The sequence below is a fragment of the Aureimonas sp. Leaf454 genome, assembly GCF_001424685.1.
Taxonomy (GTDB): domain Bacteria; phylum Pseudomonadota; class Alphaproteobacteria; order Rhizobiales; family Rhizobiaceae; genus Plantimonas.
Genome location: NZ_LMQT01000024.1, coordinates 159,163 through 183,979, shown reverse-complemented (window position 1 = coordinate 183,979; position 24,817 = coordinate 159,163). Strand labels below are relative to the sequence as shown.

The 24,817-nt window shown below is 67.5% G+C and carries 25 protein-coding genes; 15 read left to right on the top strand and 10 right to left on the bottom strand.

Annotation, left to right across the window (positions count from 1 at the left end; translation table 11 throughout):
- Window positions 1–110: 110 nt before the first annotated feature.
- The 5 genes from ASG43_RS20185 (at window position 111) to ASG43_RS20165 (ending at window position 4,113) form a co-directional block, all read left to right on the top strand.
- Complete coding sequence (locus ASG43_RS20185; RefSeq protein WP_056509197.1) at window positions 111–440, top strand: SMR family transporter; 330 nt, start codon at window positions 111–113, stop codon at window positions 438–440.
- A 304-nt stretch (window positions 441–744) separates the two neighbouring features.
- Window positions 745–939, top strand: a complete 195-nt coding sequence (locus tag ASG43_RS20180) for a hypothetical protein (RefSeq protein WP_056508719.1) — start codon at window positions 745–747, stop codon at window positions 937–939.
- 545 nt (window positions 940–1,484) lie between these two features.
- Window positions 1,485–2,042 (top strand): TadE/TadG family type IV pilus assembly protein, encoded by a 558-nt coding sequence (locus ASG43_RS20175; protein ID WP_082491079.1) that lies wholly within the window; start codon window positions 1,485–1,487, stop codon window positions 2,040–2,042.
- Window positions 2,039–2,752 (top strand): TadE/TadG family type IV pilus assembly protein, encoded by a 714-nt coding sequence (locus tag ASG43_RS20170; RefSeq protein ID WP_056508714.1) that lies wholly within the window; start codon window positions 2,039–2,041, stop codon window positions 2,750–2,752. Before ASG43_RS20175 ends, ASG43_RS20170 begins: the two co-directional genes overlap by 4 nt.
- Window positions 2,749–4,113, top strand: coding sequence for a pilus assembly protein (locus ASG43_RS20165; RefSeq protein WP_056508712.1), 1,365 nt, complete (start codon window positions 2,749–2,751; stop codon window positions 4,111–4,113). The genes ASG43_RS20170 and ASG43_RS20165 overlap by 4 nt, the downstream gene beginning before the upstream one ends.
- Here ASG43_RS20165 and ASG43_RS20160 read toward each other — a convergent pair.
- The 5 genes from ASG43_RS20160 to ASG43_RS20140 all read right to left on the bottom strand — a co-directional run bounded on the left by ASG43_RS20160 (window position 4,103) and on the right by ASG43_RS20140 (window position 9,256).
- Entirely contained in the window at window positions 4,103–4,777 is a 675-nt protein-coding gene (locus ASG43_RS20160) for an aspartate/glutamate racemase family protein (protein ID WP_082491077.1), read from the bottom strand. The two genes, ASG43_RS20165 and ASG43_RS20160, sit on opposite strands and share 11 nt — an antisense overlap.
- Window positions 4,778–4,782: 5 nt before the next feature.
- The gene (locus tag ASG43_RS20155; RefSeq protein WP_056508710.1) at window positions 4,783–5,664 is read right to left on the bottom strand and encodes an ABC transporter permease; all 882 of its coding nucleotides are present in this window, start codon (window positions 5,662–5,664) and stop codon (window positions 4,783–4,785) included.
- Between the two features lie 164 nt (window positions 5,665–5,828).
- Window positions 5,829–6,695, bottom strand: coding sequence for an ABC transporter permease (locus ASG43_RS20150; RefSeq protein ID WP_244488187.1), 867 nt, complete (start codon window positions 6,693–6,695; stop codon window positions 5,829–5,831).
- Window positions 6,696–6,913: 218 nt separating this feature from the next.
- The gene (locus ASG43_RS20145; RefSeq protein WP_056508706.1) at window positions 6,914–8,206 is read right to left on the bottom strand and encodes a PotD/PotF family extracellular solute-binding protein; all 1,293 of its coding nucleotides are present in this window, start codon (window positions 8,204–8,206) and stop codon (window positions 6,914–6,916) included.
- Between the two features lie 57 nt (window positions 8,207–8,263).
- Entirely contained in the window at window positions 8,264–9,256 is a 993-nt protein-coding gene (locus ASG43_RS20140; protein ID WP_056508704.1) for an ABC transporter ATP-binding protein, read from the bottom strand.
- Window positions 9,257–9,494: 238 nt separating this feature from the next.
- Here ASG43_RS20140 and ASG43_RS20135 point away from each other — a divergent pair, with 238 nt between their 5' ends.
- Together ASG43_RS20135 and ASG43_RS20130 are read left to right on the top strand one after the other, a co-directional pair.
- Window positions 9,495–10,205, top strand: coding sequence for a GntR family transcriptional regulator (locus ASG43_RS20135; RefSeq protein WP_056508702.1), 711 nt, complete (start codon window positions 9,495–9,497; stop codon window positions 10,203–10,205).
- A 123-nt stretch (window positions 10,206–10,328) separates the two neighbouring features.
- Complete coding sequence (locus ASG43_RS20130) at window positions 10,329–11,063, top strand: GntR family transcriptional regulator (RefSeq protein ID WP_056508700.1); 735 nt, start codon at window positions 10,329–10,331, stop codon at window positions 11,061–11,063.
- A 63-nt stretch (window positions 11,064–11,126) separates the two neighbouring features.
- Here ASG43_RS20130 and ASG43_RS20125 read toward each other — a convergent pair whose 3' ends face one another.
- Complete coding sequence (locus ASG43_RS20125) at window positions 11,127–11,549, bottom strand: nuclear transport factor 2 family protein (protein ID WP_056508698.1); 423 nt, start codon at window positions 11,547–11,549, stop codon at window positions 11,127–11,129.
- 209 nt (window positions 11,550–11,758) lie between these two features.
- On the opposite strand from ASG43_RS20125, the gene ASG43_RS20120 reads away from it, so the two are divergent.
- The 6 genes from ASG43_RS20120 to ASG43_RS20095 all read left to right on the top strand — a co-directional run bounded on the left by ASG43_RS20120 (window position 11,759) and on the right by ASG43_RS20095 (window position 18,120).
- Window positions 11,759–12,529 (top strand): transporter substrate-binding domain-containing protein, encoded by a 771-nt coding sequence (locus tag ASG43_RS20120; RefSeq protein ID WP_156386824.1) that lies wholly within the window; start codon window positions 11,759–11,761, stop codon window positions 12,527–12,529.
- A 130-nt stretch (window positions 12,530–12,659) separates the two neighbouring features.
- A complete protein-coding gene (locus tag ASG43_RS20115) occupies window positions 12,660–13,334 on the top strand; it encodes an amino acid ABC transporter permease (RefSeq protein ID WP_056508694.1) in 675 nt (224 codons plus the stop codon).
- Between the two features lie 39 nt (window positions 13,335–13,373).
- Window positions 13,374–14,594 carry a cysteine desulfurase-like protein gene (locus ASG43_RS23000; protein ID WP_056508692.1) on the top strand — a complete coding sequence of 407 codons (1,221 nt, stop codon included), beginning with the start codon at window positions 13,374–13,376 and terminating at the stop codon, window positions 14,592–14,594.
- Window positions 14,591–16,021 carry a dihydropyrimidinase gene (gene hydA, locus ASG43_RS22995; RefSeq protein WP_056508690.1) on the top strand — a complete coding sequence of 477 codons (1,431 nt, stop codon included), beginning with the start codon at window positions 14,591–14,593 and terminating at the stop codon, window positions 16,019–16,021. The genes ASG43_RS23000 and hydA overlap by 4 nt, the downstream gene beginning before the upstream one ends.
- 377 nt (window positions 16,022–16,398) lie before the next feature.
- Window positions 16,399–17,163 carry an FCD domain-containing protein gene (locus ASG43_RS20100; RefSeq protein ID WP_056508689.1) on the top strand — a complete coding sequence of 255 codons (765 nt, stop codon included), beginning with the start codon at window positions 16,399–16,401 and terminating at the stop codon, window positions 17,161–17,163.
- 237 nt (window positions 17,164–17,400) lie between these two features.
- Window positions 17,401–18,120, top strand: a complete 720-nt coding sequence (locus tag ASG43_RS20095) for a hypothetical protein (protein ID WP_056508687.1) — start codon at window positions 17,401–17,403, stop codon at window positions 18,118–18,120.
- 43 nt (window positions 18,121–18,163) lie between these two features.
- Here ASG43_RS20095 and ASG43_RS20090 read toward each other — a convergent pair whose 3' ends face one another.
- From ASG43_RS20090 to ASG43_RS20080, 3 genes are all read right to left on the bottom strand, one after another.
- On the bottom strand, window positions 18,164–19,780 hold the full coding sequence (locus tag ASG43_RS20090; RefSeq protein ID WP_056508682.1) for a globin-coupled sensor protein: 1,617 nt from the start codon (window positions 19,778–19,780) through the stop codon (window positions 18,164–18,166).
- Between the two features lie 283 nt (window positions 19,781–20,063).
- On the bottom strand, window positions 20,064–20,855 hold the full coding sequence (locus ASG43_RS20085) for a class II glutamine amidotransferase (RefSeq protein WP_056508679.1): 792 nt from the start codon (window positions 20,853–20,855) through the stop codon (window positions 20,064–20,066).
- A gap of 63 nt (window positions 20,856–20,918) precedes the next feature.
- Window positions 20,919–21,647 (bottom strand): aspartate/glutamate racemase family protein, encoded by a 729-nt coding sequence (locus tag ASG43_RS20080; protein WP_056508677.1) that lies wholly within the window; start codon window positions 21,645–21,647, stop codon window positions 20,919–20,921.
- A gap of 168 nt (window positions 21,648–21,815) precedes the next feature.
- Here ASG43_RS20080 and ASG43_RS20075 point away from each other — a divergent pair, with 168 nt between their 5' ends.
- Together ASG43_RS20075 and ASG43_RS20070 are read left to right on the top strand one after the other, a co-directional pair.
- Entirely contained in the window at window positions 21,816–22,277 is a 462-nt protein-coding gene (locus ASG43_RS20075; protein WP_056508674.1) for an Lrp/AsnC family transcriptional regulator, read from the top strand.
- Window positions 22,278–22,472: 195 nt separating this feature from the next.
- On the top strand, window positions 22,473–23,429 hold the full coding sequence (locus tag ASG43_RS20070) for a DUF1402 family protein (RefSeq protein ID WP_056509195.1): 957 nt from the start codon (window positions 22,473–22,475) through the stop codon (window positions 23,427–23,429).
- Window positions 23,430–23,522: 93 nt separating this feature from the next.
- Here the strand turns inward: ASG43_RS20070 and ASG43_RS20065 are convergent, their stop codons facing one another.
- Window positions 23,523–24,641, bottom strand: coding sequence for a catalase family protein (locus tag ASG43_RS20065; RefSeq protein WP_056508672.1), 1,119 nt, complete (start codon window positions 24,639–24,641; stop codon window positions 23,523–23,525).
- Window positions 24,642–24,817 lie beyond the last annotated feature (176 nt).

The following is a 24,817-nucleotide window of genomic DNA, read 5'->3' as shown; positions in this document are numbered from 1 at the left end:
ATCGCCTGTCGTCGGCGAAGCTCCGCTCCCATCGCCGAACGGCTACAGCCGGATGCGTCGATTTGAAAAGGATGCGATCCGATGACCACCCGACGCTTTGGACGAACGTCATGACCTACCTGATCCTGGCCGCCGCCATCGCCGCCGAAGTCGTCGCCACGACCGCCATGAAGGCCTCGGACGGCTTCACCCGGCTCGTTCCCTCGCTCGTCACGGTGGTCGGCTACGTCATCGCGCTTTATCTTCTCTCGATCAGCCTCCGGACCATTCCGACCGGGATCGCCTATGCCATCTGGTCCGGCGTCGGCATCGTCCTCATCGCCTTGATCGCCTGGATCGTCCATGGCCAGAAGCTGGATCTTCCCGCCGCCCTGGGAATGGCGATGATCATCGGCGGCATCTTCGTCATGAACGCCTTCTCGCGCTCCGCGCCCCACTGACCGCGACGCGGCGGAACGGCGGGTGTCCTCGATCGTCTGCGACCGTCGAAGCAGGCCGCGATCCACGTCCTCGACGAATTGGATTCACGGTCTCGGCGAGCCGCATTCACTTTATCGATGCGAAGGACTCGCGAAACCTGTGAATGGAGTGTTAACAGGCGCGCCGGACCGGGATGGACGTCTTCCCGCCTCACCCGCCGCGTGCCATGGTCGGCACCGGTGCGGAGTGGCGGTGGACGACACCGCTCGCATCCGAAATCCTTGTTTCCGGACAAGGCCTTACTTCAGGTCAAGGACAGTGACGATGAGCCAGACCGCACTTCGGAACGACAATGCCGACGACCTCGACTTCGTCGTCGACGAAGCCATCCGCGTTGCCGGCGGCGACATGCGGACCGCGATTCTCGGTCTGATCCGGGGCCAGCACCAGCTGGAAGCGGAGATGGGCAAGACCGTATCGGCCGTATCGGCCGGCTATGTCCGCCGCCAATTGCGCTGAGCCTCGAACGCGTCCGGAGCGGGCGCCCTCGCCGTCCAGGCCGTCGTGCCTGTCGCCGGACGGATCCTTTCCAGACCAGTCCGTCGGCGTCGCTCCGACACCCCCGGGCCGTGCCCTGTTCGGACATCCCGACTGACCGGCTCCCGCCGAGACGGCTCGTCCGCGGCCCGGCGCTTCGTCGCGCCGCGAGCCGGCGCCGCCGCGCCGCCATCCGTGCAGGCCGCGACCGGCTCGTCGCTCCGAAATGACCGCGCCCTTGCGACAACGGCCGTCCCGTCCTTCTCCGGCAATCGTCCGCGAGATGTCCGGAGGAACGGAACGAGCGCGGCCCGCGATGCGCAAGCGCCGTTCGCGAGCCTGGCTGGCCCACCTCGCCGACCGCAACCCATTGATGATCTTCCGTAGAGTTTCGGCAAGTCTTCATCGGAAGCTGCCGTCGGTGATGCAAACTGCCAAGCTTGTCTTTACGGTGAATTAGGAATTTTTCGATAGCCAACTATCGGTCGAAATCTCTCTTTTGACGATGGTGAGGAAGAGTTATCGGAATGCGGAAGGCGTTGGAACCCTTCTCGACTTCGACCAGCGGCACCGCTGCGGTCGAGTTTGCCATCCTAAGCTCTGTTTTCTTTATGCTGCTGCTGGGTCATTTCCAGATCGGCTATTCCCTTTATCTTCAGCACCGGTTGGACGACGCGACGACGATCGCCGCGCGCGCGCTCCAATTGGGCAGCGTCCAGAGGAGCGACGCCAACACGGCGGACAAGTTCAAGTCGTCCTACCTGTGTCCCCGGCTCGGAACGCTGTTCGACTGCGCCCGCGTGATCGCCGATTCCCGGATCCTGCCCGCGGCGAACGCCTCCTTCGACGGCGACCTCTGGGCGAGGACGCCCGTCGCCTCGCAGGCGCAGACGCCGTACTGCGTCGGATCGGCGGGTGAGTACATGTTCCTGCGGATCTCCTATCCGTCCCAGAGCCTTCTCGGCACCATCCTTCCCGCATCGATGTTCACGAGTTTCGACGGAAAGCCGGTGACGATGCTGCAATCCTTCGCGGCGCTGCGCATCGAACCGGTCGATGCCCGCCGCACCGGTGCCTGCACGTGAGGACCACGCCTCCGCCGGCCCCTTCGTCGCTTCCAAGGACCTTTGCCGCTGACCGCGGCGGCTCGGCCGCGCTGGAATTCGCCGTCGTCGTTCCGCTCCTCCTCGTGCTTCTCCTGGGAATGTTCGAGGCCAGCAAGTATCTTCAAACCGACAACCAGATCGTCCAGACCGTCGCCATGACGGGTCAGATGGCGTCGCAGCTCCCGGCGAAATCCAGCGTGGAAGACGTGCAGCGGATCTGGGGGGCCGCACCCTTGATCGCGCCCGAAGCGGCCGCGATCGCCCGGAAGAAAGGCTCGGCCGCGTGGAGCAGCGTCCTCGCGCTGACGATCACGAGCGTCGCCTTCACCAAGACGGTCGCCAGCTGCACCGCCTCCTGCGACTACGAGGCGAAGGTCGCCTGGAGCGTCGGGGCCTCGCCGGCCGCCTGCGGCAAGTTGCAGAAGGCAGCCAACGACGCGGCCCCGAGCCGGACCGCCGTCCCCGCGCAGCTCTACGGCGAGGGCAGCGCCATCTCGGTCTTCGCAAGCCTCTCCTACGAGCCCCGCCTGTCGTCGGTCGCCGCCTTCCTGCCGGGGATGGGAACGGCCTTCACGACCGGCATGACCGAAGCGGGCTGGTTCCAGCCGCGCAACACCGCGCAGATCGTCCTGTCCGCGTCCGGCAGCGGGTCGCCGCCCTTCACGTTGTGCTCCGAGGTGAACAAATGAAGCGCTCGACGCTGCGGGCCTTCGGGCGGGACAGGCGCGGAAACTTCGCGATGATCTTCGGCCTCTCGCTGATTCCCCTTCTCGGCATGTCGGGCCTTGCGACGGATTACGCCAAGTCCACTCTCGTCAAGCGACGGCTCGAACTGGCCATCGACAGCGCCTCGCTCGCGGCGATCCGCAAGTCGATCGACCTCATCAACGAGGGGAAGACGACGCAGGCCGAGGCCATCGCCGCCGGCGAGGCGGAGGGCCGGACCTATCTCAACGCCCAGTCCAGCCGCCTCCTCGATTCCGCGCTCAGCCTCGCCAGCGTCAAGATCACGGTGAGCGGCGCGACCATCTCCTCGCAGGCCGACTATGCCGCCGGAGTTCCCACGGTCTTCGCCCGGCTCATCGGCGTCAACGACTTCCAGGTGCAGGGACGCTCCAGCGCGGCGGCGATGCTGCCGCCCTATGTCGACGTCCACGTTCTCGTCGACATCTCGCAATCCATGGGCATCGGCGCCACCGCGGTCGACCAGGAGCGCATCCGCACCATGCAGGTCCGTCGCTTCAGCGGGTCGACCTCCAACGTCGACCAGAACGGCTGCGTCTTCGGATGTCACATCATCCAGGGCGAGTTCAAAAGCAATTCCAACCTCTATGCCACGAAGACGACCTACGAGATGGTGCAAGAGAACGGCGCGCGGATGCGCATCGACGTCGTGCGCGACGCCTTGCAGAAGCTCGCGAAGTCGCTGCTCGAGAACGAGACCAAGCGCTATCGCCTGTCCGTCCACACGTTCCATTCGACCTTCGAGACGGTGCTGCCCCTCACCGCCGACGCGACCACGGCGGCCGTCGCCATCTCGAAGATCGCACCCTCGACTTGGGGCGGGGGCACCAATGCCCATGTGGCCTTCCGCGACCTCAACAAGGTCATCGCGACGCCGGGCGACGGCCTGACCCCGGCCAAGGCGACCGCGATCACGATCGTGATGACGGACGGCATCGAGGACACGCAGATGGAGTTTCCCGAACAGGACGGGATCATCTGGGATCCGAACTTCGTCTACGACAACCCCTATGCCGAGGATTGGGGCGGACGCATCCAGTCCTTCGATCCAGCGATGTGCAAGCCGATGAAGGACCGCAACATCCGGGTGATCGCGATGAACACCAAGTATCTCATCCCGGCGAAGGACACCAACCCGAAGTTCCTGGCGATCCGGGACTGGCTCTATACCTATATCGAGGGCAACATGGCCAAGTGCGTCAGTTCCAAGACCGATTATTACGACGCCTCCAGCCCCGAGGACATCGACCTCGCGACGACGCAGATCATCTCCTCGATCGCCCAGCCGATCGCCCTCACGGAATAGAGCGGTTCGCCAGCGATCCGGGGCGGTAGCCGGCCTCCAGCAGCCGCACGGCCGAGACGACGCCGTCGATGACCGGCAGGCCGAACCGCGCGGAGAACGCCCCGGCGAGATCGGCCATGCCGGCGCAGCCAAGGACGATCGCGTCCGGCCGGTCCTCGGCGATCGCGCGGGCGATCTCGGCGGCGACGGTCTCGCGCGCGGACCCGCCCTCTTCCTCCAGCGCCAGGACCGGAACCTCCGAGGCCCGCACCTTGAGGCAGGCCTTGCCCAGCCCGTAGGCCGCGATGTTCGCCGCGATGATCGGGACCGACACCGACAGCGTCGTGACGACCGAGAAGAGCCGGCCCCCTTCGGCTGCAACGAGGAAGGCGGCCTCCCCGATGCCGAGCACGGGCGCGCCCGAGCGGCCGCGCGCCTCCAGGAGCGCGGTGTCGTCGAAGCACGCGACGACGAAGGCATCGGCCGCGCTCCGCTCGCGCTCGAGGATCGCGAGGAGCCCCGGCCTCGCCGCCTCGCCGTCCGCCTCGCCCTGGATGGAGGGCGGCCCGTCCGTGTTGGTGAAGGCGAGGATCGTCGTGCCGGCCGAAGCCGCCGCGCGCGCCGCCTCGGCGATTTTCTCGGTCATGGAGGCCGTGGCGTTCGGATTGACGAAGGCGATGCGCATCGTGGTCAGATCGTTCCCTTGCCGGCGTCCGAGGCGCCGCGCATCCGCCGCCGGCGGAGATAGAGGCCGGTGCCGAGCGTCAGCCCGATGACGAGGAAGGAGACGGTCGTCGTCATCGTCCCGAGCGCGTAGATGGCGGGGGTCGTGACGGTCGAGGTCAGGCCCTGGAGTTCCAGCGGCAGCGTGTTCGGACCGCCGACCGCCTGGCTGGTGCGCGCGATCTCGTCCCAGGACAGGGTGAAGCCGAAGAGCGCGACGCCGACGAGATAGGGCGAGATGATCGGCAGGACGACATGGCGGAAGGTCTGCCAGGGCGTCGCGCCGAGATCGCGGGCGGCTTCCTCGTAGGCCGGATTGAAGCGGTTGAAGACCACCAGCATGATCAGCATGCCGAAAGGCAGCGTCCAGGTGAGATGGGCGCCCAGCGCCGAGGTGAAGAGCCCCATGCTCGAACCGCTCGGCGGCGCGAGGCCGTAAGCCTTCAGGACATCGTCGAAGATCCGAAACTCCAGCGCGATGCCGAGCGAGACGACGATCGAGGGCAGGATCAGGCTCGCGATCGCGACGTAGAAGAGCAGCGTCGAGCCGATGAAGCGGCGGCGGAAGGCAAGGCCCGCCATGACCGACAGGACCACCGTCAGAACGGTCACCACGATGCCGAGCTTGGCCGAGCGCGCGATGGCCGCCCAGACGTCGACGACGCCGAGTCCCTGCCACAAGACCCCGAACCAGTGGAGCGAGAAGCCGCGCATCGGGAAGGTCAGCCCGCCCTCCGGCCCCTGGAAGGAGAGAATGAAGATCGTCAGCGTCGGTCCGTAGAGGAAGAGCACGAAGAGCGCGAAGAAGCCGGCGAGATAGTAGAAGGCGGGGGATCTCGTCTCGGACATCTCAGGATGCCTTCCGTGGCTTCGAGGTTGAGGACGGCCGGGTGATGTGCGGCCCGGCTCCCGAAGACGGGCCCCGTCGATGCCGGCGGCATCGGGCATCGCCGACGACGCCGATGCGGGCGGACAGCGCCGGCCGTCCGTCCCTTGAAGCCAGGGAGGACATCCTAAAGCTCCTTCCTGATGTCGACGAGGCGCGTCAGGGCGAAGATGATGAGGAGCACGGTCGCGAGCAGCACCACGGCGTTCGCCGCCGCGATCGGGAACTGGAGATAGGAGACCTCCACCGAGATCGTCTTGCCGACCGAGGCGATCTGCTGGCCGCCCATCAGACCGATCGTGATGAAATCGCCCATGACCAGCGTGATGACGAAGATCGAGCCGATCGCGATCCCGGTCTTCGACAGCGGGATGATCACGTTCCAGAGGATCTGCCAGCTCGACGCGCCGGCATCGCGCGCGGCCTCGATCAGCGAGCGGTCGATGCGCAGCATGGAATTGTAGATCGGCACGACCATGAAGAAGGTGAAGAGATGCACGAAGGTCAGCGTGACCGAGAATCTCGAATAGAGCAGCCAGTCCAGCGGCTGGTCGATCGCCCCGACGCCCACCAGCATCTGGTTCACCAGACCCTCGCGCCCGAGCAGCGGAATCCAGGAGATCATGCGGATGACGTTGGAGGTCCAGAACGGGATCGTGCAGATCAGGAACAGCGCCGACTGCACCTCGGGCGTCTTCACCTCGAAGGCCACGAAATAGGCCACGGTGAACCCGATCACGAGCGTCAGGAGCCAGACGATCGCGGAGAACTGCAGCGTCGAGACATAGGTCTTGAAGGTCGTGCAGAGCGTCGGCAACCGCGTGACGCAGCGGTCGAACACGTCCATGTAGTTCTGGAACTGGAAGGCCGGCTGGATCGAATAATTGTCGTAGGTCCAGAAACTGACCATCACGATGATCGCCAGCGGCACCACCAGGAACAACAGGAAGATCAGCGCGAACGGCGCCACCTGAAGATAGGGCGCGATGCCCATGCGTGCGGCCATGCGGCCTCCTGGCGTGAGAGAGCGGGGCTGCCGCCCCGAACCCGGCCCGGGAAGGAATTCCCGGACCCTTCTTTTTCTTTGTCGATTTCTTTGTCGATCCTTGGGGCGGGCCATAGGCCCACCCCGAGGATCGAAGCAGGACGACAGGGGGTGCAGGGGACGACCGTCCCCTGCAGGGGTCCGGGGATAGCGTCCCCGGTCTGGCCTCACGCGGCCACGAACTCGTTCCACTTGCGGATCATGTAGGCGTCTTCGTCCATGACCGCGTTCCAGCAGGCGACGGCGCCCATGCGCTGGTCGAAGGAGCCGCCGTCGCGGGTCGTTCCCTTCAGGGCGATGACCTGGCCTTGCGGGGACTTGATGTCCTGCTCGGCGGGCTTGCCCTCCATCCAGTAGGCCCATTCGTAGGCTTCCATGGAGGCCTTCGCGGTGGGGAGCACGCCGGAATAGTAGCCCTGGCGGTTGAGGAAGGCACCGGCCCAGCCCGAGAGGAACCAGTTGACGAACTCGTAGGCGACGTCGAGCTTCTCGCCTTCGAGCGTGGCAGGGAGCGCGAAGCCGGACGCCCAGGCGCGATAGCCTTCCTTCAGCGGCTGGAAGACGCAGTCGATGCCCTTGGCGCGCACGGCCGTGACGGCCGGCGACCACATGGACTGGATGACGGTCTCGCCCGAGGACATCAGGTTGACGCTCTCGTTGAAGTCGGACCAGAGGGCGCGGAACTGGCCGGCCTGCTTGGCCTCGATCAGCGTCTCGATCGTCATGTCGATCTCGTCGCGGGTCATGTTGCCCTTGTCGGGATATTTGTACTTGCCGGTCGCCTCGATCACCATCGCGGCGTCCATGATGCCGATCGAGGGGATGTTGAGGATCGAGGCCTTGCCCTTGAACTCGGGGTTCAGAAGTTCGGCCCAGCTCTCGATCGGACGCCCGATGAGGTCGGGACGGATGCCGAGCGTGTCGGCATTGTAGGTGGTGGGGATCAGCGAGATCCACTCGGTCGGCGTCGCCGAGAAGGCCTTGGACTTGTTCGCCTCTAGATAGAGCACCTTCCAGGGGGCGGTGCCCTGGTCGCCGATCTTCTTGCCGTCGATCTCGCCCTTGGTGAAGACGGAGGTGATGTTGTCGAATTCCTTGATGCGCTTGGCGTCCATGCCCATCAGATTGCCGGTCGGCACGAACTTCTTCAGCGCGAAATACTCGGTGTCGACGATGTCGAACGTGTTCGGCTGGGTGATGATGCGCTTGGTCACCTCGTCGGTCGTGACGGGCACGTATTCGATGGTGATGCCGAGGTCCTCCTTCACCTTGGCGGCGATCTCGGTCGACTGGTTCACGGCCGTGCCGAGATAGCGAAGGGTTTTCGCCTCCTGCGAGCGTGCGGTGCGAACGAAGGGAAAGCCCGTGACGGCGGAGCCGCCGACGAAGGCGACGCCGGCAGCGGTGCCGGTCTTCAGGAAGGATCGGCGGCTGAGGCCGGTCGGGTTCGTGTCGGTCATGGAAGGTCTCCTCTCGAGGTGCAGGCGGACGGGAAGGCGAAATGGAAAAGCGGGCGGTCAGGCGGCGGCGAGGCGGTACTCGTCGGCTTTCGACCAGTGGATCGGAATGCTCTGGCCGAGCTCGGCCGGGGCGGCGGCATAGGCCTCCTCGGGGATGACGGCGGTGATCTCGCCGGCCGCGCCGGCCGCGACGACGACGGTGACGGTGGAGCCGCCATATTCGACGCCGCGAACCTCGCCCGCCATCGTCCGAGCCTCCGGGCCGCCGGGCCCGAGCCGCACGCGGTCGGCGCGGATGGTCGATGCGCCGCCGTCGAGCTCCACGACGTTGTGCCCGCCCATGAAGCGCGCGACGAAGGCGGTGGCCGGGCGGTGGAAGACGTCCTGCGGGGAGCCGGCCTGCTCGATGCGGCCGTCCTTCATGATGACGACGAGGTCGGCGAGCGCCATGGCCTCGTCCTGCCCGTGCGTCACGTGGAGGAAGGAGATGCCGAGCTCGCGCTGCAGGCGCTTCAGCTCGGTGCGCACGCGAAGGCGCAGGAAGGGATCGAGCGCCGAGAGCGGCTCGTCGAGCAGGAGCATCGCGGGATCGGTGACGAGCGCGCGGGCGAGCGCCACGCGCTGCTGCTGGCCGCCGGAGAGCTGGGCCGGCATGCGCGTCGCGAACGGCCCGAGATCGACGAGCTCCATCACCTTCTGCGCCTTGGCATGGCGCTCGGCCTTGGCGACGCCCTTCATCTTCAGGGAGAAGGCGATGTTGTCGAGGACGGTGAGATGGGGAAAGAGCGCATAGCTCTGGAACATCATGGCGGTGCCGCGCCGGGACGGCTCGAGATTGGTGATGTTGGCCCCACCGAGCACGATGTCGCCGGAGGAGGCGATCTCATGGCCCGCGATCATGCGCAGCGTCGAGGACTTGCCGCAGCCGGAGGGGCCGAGGAAGCAGCAGTAGGTGCCGGCGGGAACCTTCAGGTCGATCGCGTCGACGGCGACGATATCGCCGTAGCGCTTGGTCACTTGGACGAGTTCCAGTGCGGCCTTGCTGCTCATGCGGGGGTGGTCTCCGGGCGTTTCGAAGGACCCCACGCACGCCGCGTGCCAAATGCGGCCGGACCGGTCGCAGCCACCTCTGCCGGGATCCCCGATGTCCCTGCGGCTTCGTCCCAGGGAGCGGCTGCCTCGATTCCAAGCGATGGCATCCGGATTGTGTACAGTTTTTGTGCACGGTTGATTTTGTCGCGCCGGGCGTGATCTTCTGCTGCGACGCAACGAGGGGCAGGCGAGGATCATGAGCACGGCCGGGCAGCGGCGGGACGGGTCGGAACCGTCCTGGGTCTCGATCTACGACGGACTGCACAACGCCATCATCCGCCATCGTCTCGACCCCGGCGCCAAGCTCGTGGAGGACGAGATCGCGGAGGTCTACGGCCTCAGCCGCACGGTGGTGCGCACGGCGCTGCAGGCCCTGGCGCGCGACGGCGTCGTCGTGTTGCAGCGCCATCGCGGGGCGAGCGTCGCCCGACCCTCGCCGGACGAGGCCAGGGAGATCTTCGAGGCCCGGCTTCTCATCGAGCCGCGCATCGCCGAAATGGCGGCGGGGCGCATGACGGCGGCGGACGGCGCGCGGCTGCGCGCCTGCCTCGACGCGGAGCATGCGGCCATCGCACAGGACCAGCCGCGCGAGGCGGTGTTCCTCTCGGCGGAATTCCACCGGGTGATCGCCGGGCTGGCGGGCCATGCGGTTCTCGCCGGCATCCTCGGCGATCTCCTCTCGCGCTCCTCGCTGGTCGTGGCGCTCTACTGGCGACGGCCGGAGACGATCTGCGAGACCCATGCCCATCATGGCATCGTCGAGGCCCTGGAGGCCCGCCATGCCGCCGACGCGGGCGCGGCGATGTCCCGCCACCTCGCCGAACTCCTGGCCGGCCTCGATCTGTCGGAGCGTCCCCCGCACCGCTCCAATCTGGCGGACGCCATCGGATTGCCGGCCAGAGGCTGAACTTTTGCATGCGATTTCACGGCATCCTGTATGCAGGATGACCGGGAGTTGGATTGCGCCGGACGGAGCGCGAGCGCTAAGGAAGGCCCCTAGCGGAGCCGGCGAGACAGGATCGGAGCGGACATGGCGTCAGAATCGGGCAAGCCGGACCGGGTCGGCGCGATCTGCCGGGCCATCCGCAGCGCCATTCTGGAGCGTGCGCTGTCGCCCGGCGACAAGCTGCCGGAGGATGCGCTCGGCGAACGCTTCGGCGTCAGCCGGACGATCGCCCGCCACGCACTGGGTCAACTCGCCTCGGAAGGGCTCGTCGAACTTCGGCGCAACCGGATCGCCGTGGTCGCGACGCCGTCCTTCGACGAGGCACGCGACGACTTCGACATTCGGATCGAACTCGAGGGCCTCGTGGTGAAGGCTTTGGCAGGACGACTGACGCAGGCGCAGATCGCGACGCTGGAGGCGATGGTCACCGCGGAAGAGGCCGCTCACGGCGGCTCGGAGGCGCAGTCGCTTCGCCTCGCAACGGAGTTTCACGTGAAACTCGCGGAGATGACGCAAAAGCCGGTTCTCGTGCGGTACGTGAGCGAGATCGCCTATCGGTCCTGCCTCGCGCTCTCGACCTTCGGACGGCCTCATTCCTCGGAATGCGCCGTCGCCGAGCACCGGGGCCTGATCCAGGCCCTGGCATCCGGGGGCGTCGAAACGGCGACGGCGCTGATGGACGAGCATCTGGAATCGGTTGCCCAGCGCGCGCTGCTGGTGCCGACGGAACGCCGCGACCGCGACCTGATGGAGGTGCTGGCGCCCTATGCCGCGGCCGAGATGCCGCCCACCCGCCGCGGCGGCACGGGAAAGGCGTGACGGCATGGCCTCGTCCGGCCCGCCGAGACCCGAGCGGCCGAGACCCGAACGACCGGGCTCCGTTCAGCGGCGAAGGGCGGGATCGAGGATCCACTCGGCACTGTCGTTCCAGACGTCCATCTTCACGATCTTGCCGTCCCTGACCTCGAACCGATCGACATAGCGATTGCCGTCGAACGGGGTGCCGTCGAGCCATTCTCCGTAGAGATGGCCGATGGAATAGACGACCGTCCCGTTATCGCCCGGCGCCACGTCGAAGCGCAGCATCCGTTTCTTGACCCATTTGTAGCGGGCCGCGTTGACGGAGGTGGGGCCGCGCGGATGATCGAAGACCCGCCCGCCCGTGAAGGTGATGGTGCAGCCCGGCGCCATGTAGGTCGCGGCGCTGTCCGGGTCCGGCACCATCGACGCCTCGAGATAGTCTCGCACGATCTCGGCGTCGCCGATCGACGGCGTTTCGGGGGTGCTGCTCGCTTCGTGGATCATCTCGAAAAATTCCTTTGCAATCCCTGGAAAGGATCATACAGTTTGACTGTCAAAGTGCATGCAGTTTTATTGAGCATGTCCTGATGACGAAATGTGCAGCTGCCCATCCTTCTTGCCATCGGACCGGCCCGACCGGCCCTCGCCCCGATCCCCGTCTCCAGGAGAGCCTCATGCGCCGCTCAACCTTCCTTGCCGCCGCCGCGGCCTTCATGGTCTTCGCACCGGCCGCCGCGAGCATCGGGGCTGCGAAGGCCGAGATGCTGACCGTCGGCGCCAATATCGGCAACGTGCCCTGGGAGTTCCAGGACGAGAAGGGCGAGACCGTCGGCTTCGAGGTCGAGCTCGCGACCGAGGTCGCCAAGCGGATCGGCTTCGAGGGCGTCGCCATCGAGAACATTCCCTTCAACGGCCTGTTCTCGGCCGTGCAGTCCGGCCGCATCCAGGCCGCGATCTCCTCGATCACCATCACGGCCGAGCGCCTGAAGTCGGTGTCCTTCGCCCAGCCCTATTACGACAGCGACCAGTCGCTCTCCGCCCTCGCCGCCTCGGACGTCAAGGGAACCTCCACCCTCAAGGGCAAGATCGTCGGCGTCGACACCGGCTCGACCGGCGACATCTACGCGACGGCCCATCAGGCCGAGTTCGGCATTACCGAGATCCGCCGTTTCGAGGGCCTCGCTCCCGCCATGCTCGACCTCGGCAATGGCGGCATCGACGGCTACATCTCCGACATCCCCGCCGTCGCCTACTACATCAAGGACAAGCCGCAGTTCACCGTCGTCGAGCGCATCAAGACGGGCGAGCAGTATTCCATGATGTTCGCCAAGGATTCGGAGCTGACGGCCAAGGCCAGCGAGGCGATCACGGCGCTGAAGACGGAAGGCTTCATCGCAAAGCTGCACGAGAAGTGGTTCGGCATGAAGCCCGAGGCGACGACGAGCTCGGTCGCGGTGGCCGAAACGCCGAAGACCACGAACTGATCCCCGCAGGCCGGCCGCATCGGCCGGGATCGGCCGCCTTCTCTCCCGCTGCGGGGAGAAGGCGCGTCGCGGGACGGGGCCTGACGCCGTCGTCCCTTCATCCGGCCGTGCGACGCCATCGAAAGCTCGAATGGACATCGTCTCCACCTTCTTCAACGTCGAGGTGCTCTGGCGCTCGCTGCCACTGCTCCTGTCCGGGCTCTGGCGCACGATCCTCCTCGGCGTCCTCTCCATCGCGCTCGGCCTCGTCTTCGGCATCCTTCTCGCGCTCGTCCGGCTCTATGCGGCCAAGCCCCTCCGGCTGCTCGCCATCGTCTATATCGACGTGTTCCGCGCCCTGCCGGTGCTGGTCTGGCTGGTCCTCGTCTACTACGCCTTTCCCTTTCTCGGCATCCGCTTCTCGCCCTTCGTCTCCGCCTGCTTCGCGCTGACGACGGTCTCGGCCGCCTATGCTGCCGAGATCTTCCGGGCGGGCATCGAGGCGATTCCGCGCGGGCAGTTCGAGGCGGCCCAGGCCATCGGCCTGTCGCCGCTCCTCGTGATGGCCAAGGTGATCCTGCCGCAGGCGATCCGCATCGTCATCCCGCCGCTGACCAACAATTCGATCAACGTTCTGAAGGACACCGCGCTCGCCTCGGTGGTCGCCCTTCCCGATCTTCTGAAGCAGGCGACGCAGGCCCAGGCCCTCGCCGCCAATCCGACCCCGCTCATCGGAGCGGCGATCCTCTATCTCCTCCTCCTCCTGCCGCTCGTGCGCATCGTCTCGCGCTTCGAGAAGGGCAGGGAGCGCCGCGGCCGGCCCTGACGGGCCCGCCGCGCTTCGACCGTTTCAAGGACTGCGATCATGACCGCTCTCGATCTCGACTTCGTGCGCCACCAGTTTCCGGGCCTTTCCTCCGACTGGGCCTTCATGGACAATGCCGGCGGCAGCCAGGTCCTGCGCCGCGTCGCAGACCGCATGCACGAGCATCTTCTCAACGCCGCGGTGCAGACCGGGGCCAGCTACGCGCCGAGCCAAGAGACGACCCGCCGCGTCAGCGCCGCGCGGGAGGCCTTCGCCCGCTTCATGAACTGCGATCCCGGCGAGATCATCCTCGGTCCTTCCACGACGATCCTCCTGCGGTTCCTGTCGGAGGCGATGACCGGCCGCCTGCAGCCAGGCGACGAGATCATCCTCACCAATGTCGACCACGAGGCCAATATCGGGCCGTGGCTGAAACACGCCGCGCGCGGCATCGTCGTCAAATGGTGGCGCTGCGACCCCCAGACCTTCGAACTCGACCTCGAAGAGCTGAAGCGGCTGATGACGCCGAAGACCAAGCTCGTCTGCGTCACGCACGCCTCGAACATCCTCGGCACGATCAACCCGATCGCCGACATCGCCGACATCGTGCACGAGGGGAAGGCCGAGCTCTGCGTCGACGCGGTCGCCTATGCCCCACACCGCGCGATCGACGTGAAGGCGCTCGGCGCGGACTATTACGTGTTCAGCGTCTACAAGGTCTTCGGCCCGCATTTCGCGGTCATGGCGGGCTCGCGCGACAAGCTGCTCGAACTCGACAACATCTACCATTACTTCTTCGACAAGAGCCGCGTGCCGCACAAGCTGGAGCCCGGCAACGCGAGCTACGAGGCGGCCTACGGCTCGATCGGCTCCGTCGATTATGTCGAGGAGCTGGGAAAGCGGGCGGGCGCCGGCGCGGGCCGGCCGGCGATCGAGGCGGGCTTCGACGCGATCGCGGAGCAGGAGGAGGTCCTGACGCGCCGCCTCATGGACTTCCTGACGAGCCGCAATTCGGTCCGCATCATCGGTCGCCGCTCCACGGACATCGCCGACCGCGTCTCCACCGTCTCCTTCACCGTCGGCGCGGAAAGCTCCAAGCGCATCGTCCAGGCCGTCGACGAGGCCAAGGTCGGCATCCGCTACGGCGACTTCTACGCCCGGCGGATCGTCGAGGAGCACGGGCTCGGCGCGACGGAGGGCGTCGTGCGCGTCTCCATGGTCCACTACAACACCGAGGCCGAGGTCGACCGGCTGATCGCGGCGTTGGAGCCCAACCTGTGACGCCGCCCTTCGATCTCGTGATCCGGGGCGGGACGGTCGCCACCGCCGCCGACGTCTTCGCCTGCGACGTCGGGATCCGCGACGGGAAGATCGCGGCGCTGGGGACCGGTCTGGCGCCTGCCCCGCGCGAGATCGACGCGACCGGACTCTACGTCCTGCCCGGCGGGATCGACCCGCATGTGCATCTCGCGCAGCCCTCCGGCGAGAGCATCACCATGGCGGACGGGTTCGAGAGCGGAACCCTGTCGGCCCTCTTCGGCGGCAACACGACGATCATGCCCTTCTGCCTCCAGGAGAAGGGGCACAGCCTGCGCGCGGCGCTCGGCGCCTATCACGCGCTGGCGGAGGGCCAGTGCTACACCGACGTCTCCTTCCACCTCATCGTCTCCGATCCCGCGCCCGCCGTGCTCGGACAGGAGCTGCCGGCGCTGGTCGCCGACGGCTACACGTCCTTCAAGGTCTTCATGACCTACGAGGGCCTCCGGCTGAACGACGCGGAAATCCTCGGCGTCATGGACACGGCGCGGCGGACGGGCGCGCTCGTCATGGTTCATTGCGAGAACGAGGACGCGATCCGCTACCTGATCGGCCGGCACGAGGCGGCGGGCGATGTGGCACCGCGGGCTCACGCCACCACGCGGCCCGTCGCCGCCGAGCGCGAGGCGACCCACCGCGCGATGTCGCTGGCCGAAATCGTCGACGTTCCCGTCGTGATCGTCCACGTCTCGAACGGTCCCGCGATCGAGGAGATCCGCCGGGCCCGCGCGCGGGGCCGCAAGGTCGTCTCCGAGACCTGCCCGCAATATGTGATGCTCACGGCCGGGGATCTCGACGGCATGGACTGGGAGGGCGCGAAGTTCGTCTGCTCGCCCCCGCCGCGCGACGCGGCCGCGCAGGCGGAATGCTGGACGGGCATCGAGGACGGCACGTTCGACCTCTTCTCCTCCGACCATTGTCCGTTCCGCTACGACGATCCCGAGGGCAAGCTGAACCCGAAGGGTGCCGTGAACTTCCGCCACATCCCGAACGGCATTCCCGGGGTCGAGACGCGGCTGCCGATCCTCTTCTCGGAGGGTGTCGTCAAGGGACGCATCGATCTCCAGCGGTTCGTCGCCCTCACCGCGACGAACCCGGCCAGGATCTACGGCCTCTCGGCCAAGGGCTCGATCGCGATCGGCCTCGACGCCGACATCGCACTCTGGGACCCCGCGGCCAAGCGCACCATCCGCCATGCCGATCTCCACGACGGCGCGGATTACAGTCCTTACGAGGGCGTCGAGGTCACGGGTTGGCCGGTGACGGTCCTTCTCGGCGGACACGTCATGATCGAGGGCGGCCGGCTCGTCGGCGGCAAGGGCGCGGGACGCCATCGCGCGCGGGCCTTGTCGTCGCTGACGCACCGGACCGCCGAGTCCGTGGCGTCCTGAACCTCGCCTTGCGGTTCCACCGACTCGGACGCGGGACGCGGAACGGCCCTTCGCGGCGGAAAGATCGGCGCGGACCATCCGGGATCGTGACAAAGGCGCGTCGCATCAGGACGGCGGCGGGGTCGCGATTCATCCTTCGCACGAGCTCGCGATTGACTCGCTGCAGCGCTGCGTTGAACATCGATCCCGGAACCGGGTGAGCCGTTCCGGGAAAGCGCCATGTCGAAGCACCCTCAGCGCCTCTGGGTTTCGAGGAGCGGCCGTTCGGCCGGCGCCCGCCCGCTCCATCGCCGACGCCAACGCCAACGCCTCGAGACCGGCCGCCCTTCCGACGCCTCGGGCGGCGACGGGGCCGTTGTCGTGGTCCGGCTCCCTTCATGAGACGGCGAACCGAGCCGCATCCCGCGTTCCACGGGAACCTTCCCCTCGACGTCGTGGCCGGGCGCGGATCGATCGCCGAGCAAGTCGCCAACCGCATCCTGGCGCTCCTGAAAGGCGGCCATCTCAGATCCGGCGAGCGTCTTCCGACCGAGCTCGAGATGACGAAGGCCTTCGGCGTCAGCCGCTCGCCCCTGCGCGAGGCGCTGAAGGCGCTGGCCCTCATGGGTGTCATCGAGAGCCGGCAGGGCGGGCGCTACACGGTCACCGACCTGTCGCCGAGCCGCCTCGTCGAGCCTTTCAAGCTCATGCTGTCGCGCGTCTCCTACAATCCCGTCGAACATCACGACGCGCGCAGCACGGTGGATCTGGAATGCGTGCGCCGTTGCGCCCTGCGAGCAGATCCCGCCCTGCGGACCCACATCCTGCACTTGTCCGAAACGGGATACCGCTTCATCGAGGACCCCGACGCCTATGTCGTTCTCGACCGGGAGTTCCACAGCGCGATCTACCTCGGCAGCGGCAACGGCTTCCTCGAAACGCTCGCGCGGGGGCTCTACGAGATCGGCGGAGAGGCGCGCAGCGGGCGGCTGCGGCGGCCGGACCTGATCGCGGCCAGCTGCGATGAGCACCGCCGCGTCGCCAAGCGCCTCGCCATCGGCGACGCGCAAGGGGCGGTGGACGCCTATCGCCGGCATCTCGATCAGGCGCGCGACACGACGCTTTCCACGCTGTCGGAGGAGCGTTCCGCGCTTCTCGACTGAGGCGCCCGGCCTTCATCCGGACCTCGGCCGGTCGCCCTCCCTGGCGGGATCGGCCTGTCCAGCCTTTGGGACATCCTCCCGCGATGTGCGGGTCCATGCGGGAGAGGTCCGGACAGTTCGGGAGACCTCGCGGAGCGGTTGCGCGCGGCGAAGCGCTCGACGGCGGCTTGACCGGGCGCTGGGGAACCGCCATTCGCCACGATCGGCCCGGCGGGCTTCAGAAGGCGGAGCACGCGCATGATTCCCTGGATCCACCTCGGCACCGCCGCGATTCCGGGCGCGGGCGAACTACGGCTGATGCGGCGGGGCACGGAATACTCGATCATGCTCGGCGGCAACGAGCTGATGAACAGCCGCCTCAGCGGATCGGAGGAAGCGCTGGCGACGCTGGCGGCCGAGCGCATCGGAGGGCGCGCGGCACCCCGCCTTCTCATCGGCGGGCTCGGCATGGGCTTCACCCTGCGCGCGGCCCTTGCCGCCTTCGACAGCCGATCCTCGATCGTGGTGGCCGAACTCGTGCCGGGCGTCGTCGACTGGGCGCGCGGCGAGATGGCCGAGATCTTCGCCGGCTCGCTCGGGGATGAGCGGGTTTCGATCGTGATCGAGGACGTTGCGCGAGTGATCGCCGAGGAGGGCGTCCAAGCGCTCGACGGAGCGAGAGGCGGATCGACCGGCGCGGCGAGGAGCGGGTTCGACGCGATCCTTCTCGATGTCGACAATGGCCCGGACGGGTTGACGAGCGGGGCGAACGACCGGCTCTACGGCGTGGCGGGTCTTGCCGCCTCGCTCCGGGCCCTGCGGCCGGGGGGCGTTTTGGCCATCTGGTCGTCGGGGCCGGACCCGGCCTTCGCGACGCGCTTCGGGCGGGCCGGCTTCGCCGTGGAGGAGATCCGCGTCAAGGCCGGGCGCGGGCGCGGCGCCCGCCATGTCCTCTGGTTCGGCAGGAAGCCCGGCTGACGGATCGGGCGGGGCGCTCCGGGCGCGGTTCGGCCGCGTCCGGTCAGAACTCCTCCCACTCGTCGGATCTCGGCTTCGGCGCGGCACCGCCGGCGCCGGTCGACCGCATCTGCGCGACCGGTGCCTTCGGGCGCGCCGAGGGGGCTGGCGCCGGCACGCGGCGAACCGGCTTGCCGGCTGCGGGAGCGCGGGACGGGCGGCTCGCCGTTCCCAGCTCGAAGCGCTCGGCGAGCGTCGCCAGCGCCTCGGTCTCGCTCGTCAGCTGCTGGGCGGCCGCGGTGGTCTCCTCGACCATCGCCGCATTCTGCTGGGTGACCTTGTCCATCTGGTCGGCGGCCCCCGAGACCTCCTTCAGCGACATCGACTGCTCGCGGGCGTTGCCGGCGATCTCCGACACGACGCGGTTCATCTCGGACACGCCGCCCAGAATTTCGGCGAGCGAGCGCCCCGTCTCGGAGACGAGTTCGACGCCGCGCCCGACCTGGGTCGCGGATGCCGCGATCAGTTCCTTGATCTCCTTGGCGGCCTCGGCCGAACGCTGGGCAAGGCCGCGCACCTCCTGGGCGACGACGGCAAAGCCTCTGCCCGCCTCGCCGGCCCGCGCCGCCTCGACGCCGGCGTTGAGAGCCAGAAGATTGGTCTGGAAGGCGATCTCGTCGATCACGCCGATGATCTTGCCGATCTTGTCGGACGACGCCTCGATCTGGCTCATCGCCTCGACCGCGCGGCCGACGATCGCCCCGCCCTTCTCGGCGTTCGCCTGAGCGGTCGCGGCGGTCGCACGCGCACTCTCGGCCTGGCCGGCGGTGGCGTTGATGCCCCGCGTCACGTCGGACAAAGCCGCGACGGTTTCCTCCAGGGAGGCGGCCTGCTGTTCCGTGCGCTGGGACAGATCGTCCGAAGCGATGGAGATTTCGGCCAGTCCGTCCCGGATCGTTCCGACGGATTCGACGACCTGCCCCAGGGCTCCCTCGAGCGTCACGACGGCGGCGTTGTAGGTCTGCGACATCGATGCGAAGGACGCCGGCAGGTCGTCGGAGACGCGCGCGGTGAGATCGCCGGCGGCGAGCTTGCGGAAGGCTTCGCCGAACGTCTCCATCGCCTGGACCTGCTCGGCATCGGCTTCGGCCTTGGCGCTCTCGGCCTTGCGGCGCTCGCCCTCCAGCGTATCGAGATAGACCGAGACGGCGTAGTCCATGTCGAGAAGAGCCGCCTTCACGACGGTCGCGATCTCGTCCGCCATCGACTTGGAGCGCTTGCGACCGAAGCGCGAGGGCCAGCGCTTTTCGACGAGCTGCCCGATCAGGCCTTCGAGGATCAAGGCATAGCCGCCGATGTACCAGCGGGGCTCGAGTCCGAGCTTGGCGTGTACGCGTCCGACGGCCGAGATACCCGCGACGTAATCGGCGTCGTACTGGCCGTCGGCGATGAGACCCCAATGCTTCATCTGCCGGCCCTTGGCGGATGCGATATGGGCCTCGTCGTTGAAGAAGCGGCGCGTGTGCGAATTGGCGCGCGCCTTGCTGTAGAACGCGTCGAGCGCGGGACCGATGCCCTCCGCGATGGTGGGCTTCAGCGCCTGGAGGCGCTCGCGGGCCGACGCGTCCAGACCAATGAAATCGAGGCGCTCGTTGAGTGAGGTGCCGTCGTTGGCGTTCATGTCGTCGTGTCCCTAGCCCCGCAACGCCCCCATAGCTTCGACATGCGGCGTCAGGTTCGAAGGATGAGACTGAAAGTTTAGTGACTTGCTAATCAGCAACCCATGATTTCACGACTGAGAAGCATATGTGCCTTTGCGGCATCCTCCGACGGCCGAAACGGCGACGACCGGCACCGAACGCAGCGGCATCGGCCCGAGGGTCGAAGAGGGCCATGCAGAGCGCAGGGCGCGATCTCGGCGACGTCGGCGCGTCGCTCGTGCGTTTGGATGAACGACCGTCGCTTCAAGCCACGGCGGCGCGAAGGGAGGGGGAGACCTCGAAGGGAATGAGACGGGCGGCGCGTTCCGGTCCGACCGCAAGCACGCTGTCCGGCGGCACGAGGCCCCAGACGCCGAAATCCTCGTCACAGGGTTCGGAGGCGACCACGATGCCGTCGCCCTCGACGCGCCAATACAGCGAGGGCGGACGGCTGTCGCTCGCCCAGCGATAGGCGTAGAGGGTGTCGCCGTCGCAGTGGACGGCCGCGAAGCGCAGGGGTCCGGCCTCCGTGCCGCAGGCGGACAGGATGTCGGACAGCGTCTGCCGCATCGCCCCGACGGGATCGGCGTCGAGCCCATGGCCGAGGGCGGTGAGGAAGATCGCCTCGGAATCGCTCGTTCCCTTGCGCAGGGGATAGAGCTGATCGGGGATCAGCGCGTCGACGCGTCGGCGCAGGCGATCATAGCCTCCGACCTGGCCGTTGTGCATGAAGAGATGACGCCCCGCCGCGAAGGGGTGGCAGTTGGAGGTCGAAACCTCGCCGGAGGTCGCCGAGCGGACATGGGCGACGAAGAGGCGCGAGCGGATCTGACCGCAGAGCGAGGTGAGATTGGCATCCGACCAGGCGGGAAGGATGCCGCGATAGATGCCGGGCTCCTCCCGTTCGCCGTACCAGCCGATGCCGCAGCCGTCCCCGTTCACCACCGTCTTGGCCTCGCGCGCGGCGAGCGACTGCGAGATCAGCGAGGCGCGGGGATGGACGAGAAGCTGGTCGAGATAGACCGGCGTTCCGGAATAGGCGAGAAACCGACACATTCCAACGAGCACTCCCGGGTGCGCCAGCGACCGCGCCGGCACTGATCAACGGCGGCTAAGGTCTTATGCCGCCACGCGTTCGCGAAGCTGGACGGCGCCCGAATCCGTTGCGAACCGGCTCGCGGCATCGGCATGGATGCTTGTGGAATCAAAGCCCGGCAAAGGCAGCGCATCGGGATCGAGAAGCAGGCAGATTTCGGTGCAGCCGAGGATCACGCTGTCGGCACCGGCCGCACGGCCGCGCTCGACGATGGCGAGCATCCGCGCGCGCGAGGCCTCCTCGACGCGGCCGAGGCAGAGCTCGTCGAAGATGATGCGGTGGACCTCGGCCCGGTCGCCGGCCTCCGGCACGAGCGGGCGGATGCCCGCCATGCGCTCCATGCGGTCGGCGTAGAAGCCGTGTTCCATCGTGTAGCGCGTGGCGAGGAGGAGAGGCCGCCGCCCACCGGCCTCGGCGATCCGGTGGCCGGTCTCGGCGACGATGTCGATGAGGGGCACGTCGATCGCGGCCGCGACCGCATCGGCGACGAGATGCATCGTGTTGGTGGCGATGAGGACGCAGTCGGCGCCCGCCGCCTCCAGGCCCCGCGCGGACCCGGCCAGCCGTTCGGCCGCCAGATCCCAGCGTCCCGCCTTCTGGAAATCGACGATCTCGGAGAAGTCGAGGGAGTGAAGGAGAATCCGGGCCGACGACAGGCCGCCCCGCTCCGTCCGGGCCTTCTCGTTCAGCAGGCGATAATAGATCGCCGTCGATTCCCAGCTCATGCCGCCGATGAGGCCGATGGTCTTCATGTCGCCCGTTTCCGTCCGTGATCTCGATAGGCTTATGATGCCGCCGATGCGCCGGTGGCCGGTTGCAATCTTTGGACATTGTCGCGCCGAAGGCGCAAGCCGGTCGCGCGCCCGGCCGCTTTCACGCAAACGGCTTGCGCTACCTGCTGTTCTTGTGCAGTTTCGGTCATGATCGATGCCCGCGACCAGGACATTCTCGCCCTTCTCCAGGACAATGCCGACACGCCGCTCGCCGAGATCGCCGCGCGCGTCTCGTTGTCGGCGTCGGCCTGTTCGCGCCGCATCCAGCGACTGGAGGCGGAGGGGCACATCGCCCGCCGCGTCGCCCTCCTCGACCGGGCGCGGATGAGCCTTCCGACCACGATCTACGTCATCGTCAAGACCTCGCATCATGCGGCGGGCTGGCTGGAGGAGTTCAAGGCGGCGGTCTCGGCCATTCCCGAGATCGTGGAGGCTCACCGGCTGACCGGCAACTTCGACTACATCCTGAAGATCGTGCTGCCGAACGTCGAGCATTACGACGTGGTCTACAAGCGCCTCGTCTCGCGGATCGAGCTGTCGGACATGTCGGCCTACATCTCCATGGAGACGCTGAAGTTCACGACGGCCATCCCGACCCGCTTCGCCTGACCGATGCGGCTTCGACCCGGCGTGACGCCGTCTGGTCTCGACAGGATCGAAGGCCCCTTCTAAGGAAAGCCTTTCATTCTTTCCAAAGGGAAATTCGCGCCCGTGACGAGAAAACCGGCCCTTCGCTCGCCCGCTTTCGTCCGGCTCCGCGCCCTGCCGGCCCTCCGTCCCTCGGCCCGCCGCCCCTGGCGGCGGATCGCAGCCGCCGCCTGCCTCCTCGCCGTCGTTCTGGCCGGAGCCCTGCCGGCCGGCGCGGTCGTGGCGGTCCCGCCGGGAAACCGCCATGCCGAACAGCCGGACGTGCCCTCCGGGGCGATCCGGCGCACCAGCCAGTCGCGCGGGACCTTCGAGGCGAAGTACGAGAAGATCCGGGATCTCATCGCCTCCAACAACGAGTTGAAAGGCAAGATCGTGAAGGCCGCCCGCGCCTATGGCATCGATCCGATCCACATCGTCGGCGCGCTCGTCGGCGAGCACACCTACAATGTCGATGCACTCGACCGCATGCAGACCTATTACGTGAAGGCCCTCTCCTATCTCGAATCGAACGTCGCCTTCGCCTACAAGGGCGAAAGCGTCACCGACTTCGTGGCGCGGCCGGACTTCGAGCGTTGCCGGTCCGCGAAGGGCGACGAGGCGCTCTGGAGTTGCCGGGAGAGCGTCTTCAACGAGAGCTTCCGGGGCCGCACCGTCGACGGACGGTCCTATCCGGACAATCGGTTCGGGGCGGTCTTCTTCCAGCCCTTCTACGCCGGACAGACCTTCGGCCTCGGCCAGATCAACCCCCTCACCGCGCTCGGCGTCTCCGATCTCGTCCACGCCGTGTCCGGCTATCCCGACCTCGACGCGCGCAACGCGCCCGAGGTCTACCGGTCGATCATGGATCCCGATCGCTCGCTCGCCTACATGGCGGCGGTGATCCGCTCCTCGATCGCGGCCTATCGCGAGATCGCGGGCGTCGAGATTTCCGGCAATCCCGGCATCACGGCGACGCTCTACAACGTGGGAAATCCGCGCGCCCGGGCCGCCGCGCTCGCCGCCGACAACCGGCAGCGCCAAGCCGGCGGCGAGGAACCGCGCCTGCCGGAGGAGAATTATTACGGCTGGCTCGTCAACGACAAGCTGCCGGAGCTGCAGAGCCTCCTGCGCTGACCGGACCCTGCTCGCGCCGGCGGCGCGGCGATCGATCGGCGACGACGAGGACGGGAAAACCGTCTCGACGGCAGCAAGAGACCCGCGCCGGGATCAGAAGGGCAGATCCGCCTCCGAGCGGGGATTGTGGATCGGGCAGCCGTTGCGCGAGGCGCGGAACGAGGCGGACATGTCGTAGGCGGGACGCCGCGCGCGCATGATGGAGCCGAGCGGGCGATGGGCGGCCAGTCCCTGCCAGGGCGAAAAGGACAGGCTCTCGTCCGCGCCCTCCGCGCGGGCGGCATCCCAGACCGGTTGCGGCGGCACGGTGATGCGCGCGAGCGGGAGATGGGGGCTCCTCGCTTCGGGCCAGATCACGCTCGCATCCTCGACCGGCATCGTGGCGCGGTCGGTGAGGAGCTGGGCGCGCAGTTCGAACGTGGCGCTCTGGCTTTCAAAGAAATCGGCGACCGCTTCGCGCAGGGCGTCGGGCCGCCCGCGATGCTCGATCGCCTCGTGCCGAAGCGAGGCAAGCTCGGGACCGACGGGCGCCAGCTGCAGCTTGGCGACATAGGGACCGAACAGAAGCGGCGCCTGCGAGAAGAAGGTCGAGGCGAGGACGTGAGCGGCGCGGCGGCTGTCCAGCAGAGCCAGCGTGGCGCTCGATCCGCCGATCGCCTCGATCAGCGCCTCGACGCCGCGCAGCGCGGCCGAGGCCGCCTTCTTCAGCACCTGGGGCTCATCGGTCGTCGCGGTGAGGAGCTTCAGGCTCTTCAGGAAGGTCCGCGCATCGGACGCGGAGAAGGCGGGGCTGTCGGCCATCACGAAATCCTGCGTCGGGCTCGGATCCGCGCCGGGCAGGCGTTCCCCGTCCACGCCCAAGACCTTCAGCGCCACGCCGCGCGGAACGCTCGCGCCGAGGTCGAAACGATCGCCGGGATTGGTCGAGAAGCGCAGGAGGACGGGATAGACCCGCGGTTCGGCGAAGAGACCCTGCAGCAACCGCGGATGAAGGTTCTCGATCACCGCGAGCTCGCCCCGCACGAGTCCCTGGCATCGCGCATGGACGGCACGCCGGGCGCGTCCTTCGTCCGCTTCGGCGGTCTCCATCACGCGGCGAAGCGTGGAGACGAGCTCGGCGATCGTCTCGAACTCGTCGTCGCGGATGATCTCCATGTCCGATGTGAAGCGAACGGGTTCGGCGAGCCCTGTCGGCCACTCGGTCAAGGTCATGTCACGCAGATCCCATCCAGCCGACCGGACCCTGCTCGCAACCCTCGGCTTGGGCGAGCGCGGGCATCCGGTGGCTTCCTTCGAAACGACGATGCGTCGCAACGTTCTCCCACGGCGGTTCGGCACGCCGAGACGCCGGGCGCTAGAAGCGCATTGAGCAACTGGCTTGTATCGCA

Coding starts and splice junctions, on each gene's coding strand:
- ASG43_RS20145 (WP_056508706.1), bottom strand. CDS start 8,206: ATGACCGACACGAACCCGACCGGCCTCAGCCGCCGATCCTTCCTGAAG.
- ASG43_RS20115 (WP_056508694.1), top strand. CDS start 12,660: ATGGACATCGTCTCCACCTTCTTCAACGTCGAGGTGCTCTGGCGCTCG.
- ASG43_RS20165 (WP_056508712.1), top strand. CDS start 2,749: ATGAAGCGCTCGACGCTGCGGGCCTTCGGGCGGGACAGGCGCGGAAAC.
- ASG43_RS23000 (WP_056508692.1), top strand. CDS start 13,374: ATGACCGCTCTCGATCTCGACTTCGTGCGCCACCAGTTTCCGGGCCTT.
- ASG43_RS20095 (WP_056508687.1), top strand. CDS start 17,401: ATGATTCCCTGGATCCACCTCGGCACCGCCGCGATTCCGGGCGCGGGC.
- ASG43_RS20155 (WP_056508710.1), bottom strand. CDS start 5,664: ATGTCCGAGACGAGATCCCCCGCCTTCTACTATCTCGCCGGCTTCTTC.
- ASG43_RS20085 (WP_056508679.1), bottom strand. CDS start 20,855: ATGTGTCGGTTTCTCGCCTATTCCGGAACGCCGGTCTATCTCGACCAG.
- ASG43_RS20100 (WP_056508689.1), top strand. CDS start 16,399: ATGAGACGGCGAACCGAGCCGCATCCCGCGTTCCACGGGAACCTTCCC.
- ASG43_RS20125 (WP_056508698.1), bottom strand. CDS start 11,549: ATGATCCACGAAGCGAGCAGCACCCCCGAAACGCCGTCGATCGGCGAC.
- ASG43_RS20090 (WP_056508682.1), bottom strand. CDS start 19,780: ATGAACGCCAACGACGGCACCTCACTCAACGAGCGCCTCGATTTCATT.
- ASG43_RS20185 (WP_056509197.1), top strand. CDS start 111: ATGACCTACCTGATCCTGGCCGCCGCCATCGCCGCCGAAGTCGTCGCC.
- ASG43_RS20150 (WP_244488187.1), bottom strand. CDS start 6,695: ATGGGCATCGCGCCCTATCTTCAGGTGGCGCCGTTCGCGCTGATCTTC.
- ASG43_RS20180 (WP_056508719.1), top strand. CDS start 745: ATGAGCCAGACCGCACTTCGGAACGACAATGCCGACGACCTCGACTTC.
- ASG43_RS20140 (WP_056508704.1), bottom strand. CDS start 9,256: ATGAGCAGCAAGGCCGCACTGGAACTCGTCCAAGTGACCAAGCGCTAC.
- ASG43_RS20135 (WP_056508702.1), top strand. CDS start 9,495: ATGAGCACGGCCGGGCAGCGGCGGGACGGGTCGGAACCGTCCTGGGTC.
- ASG43_RS20075 (WP_056508674.1), top strand. CDS start 21,816: ATGATCGATGCCCGCGACCAGGACATTCTCGCCCTTCTCCAGGACAAT.
- ASG43_RS20175 (WP_082491079.1), top strand. CDS start 1,485: ATGCGGAAGGCGTTGGAACCCTTCTCGACTTCGACCAGCGGCACCGCT.
- ASG43_RS20065 (WP_056508672.1), bottom strand. CDS start 24,641: ATGACCTTGACCGAGTGGCCGACAGGGCTCGCCGAACCCGTTCGCTTC.
- ASG43_RS20130 (WP_056508700.1), top strand. CDS start 10,329: ATGGCGTCAGAATCGGGCAAGCCGGACCGGGTCGGCGCGATCTGCCGG.
- ASG43_RS20160 (WP_082491077.1), bottom strand. CDS start 4,777: ATGCGCATCGCCTTCGTCAATCCGAACGCCACGGCCTCCATGACCGAG.
- ASG43_RS20080 (WP_056508677.1), bottom strand. CDS start 21,647: ATGAAGACCATCGGCCTCATCGGCGGCATGAGCTGGGAATCGACGGCG.
- ASG43_RS20120 (WP_156386824.1), top strand. CDS start 11,759: ATGGTCTTCGCACCGGCCGCCGCGAGCATCGGGGCTGCGAAGGCCGAG.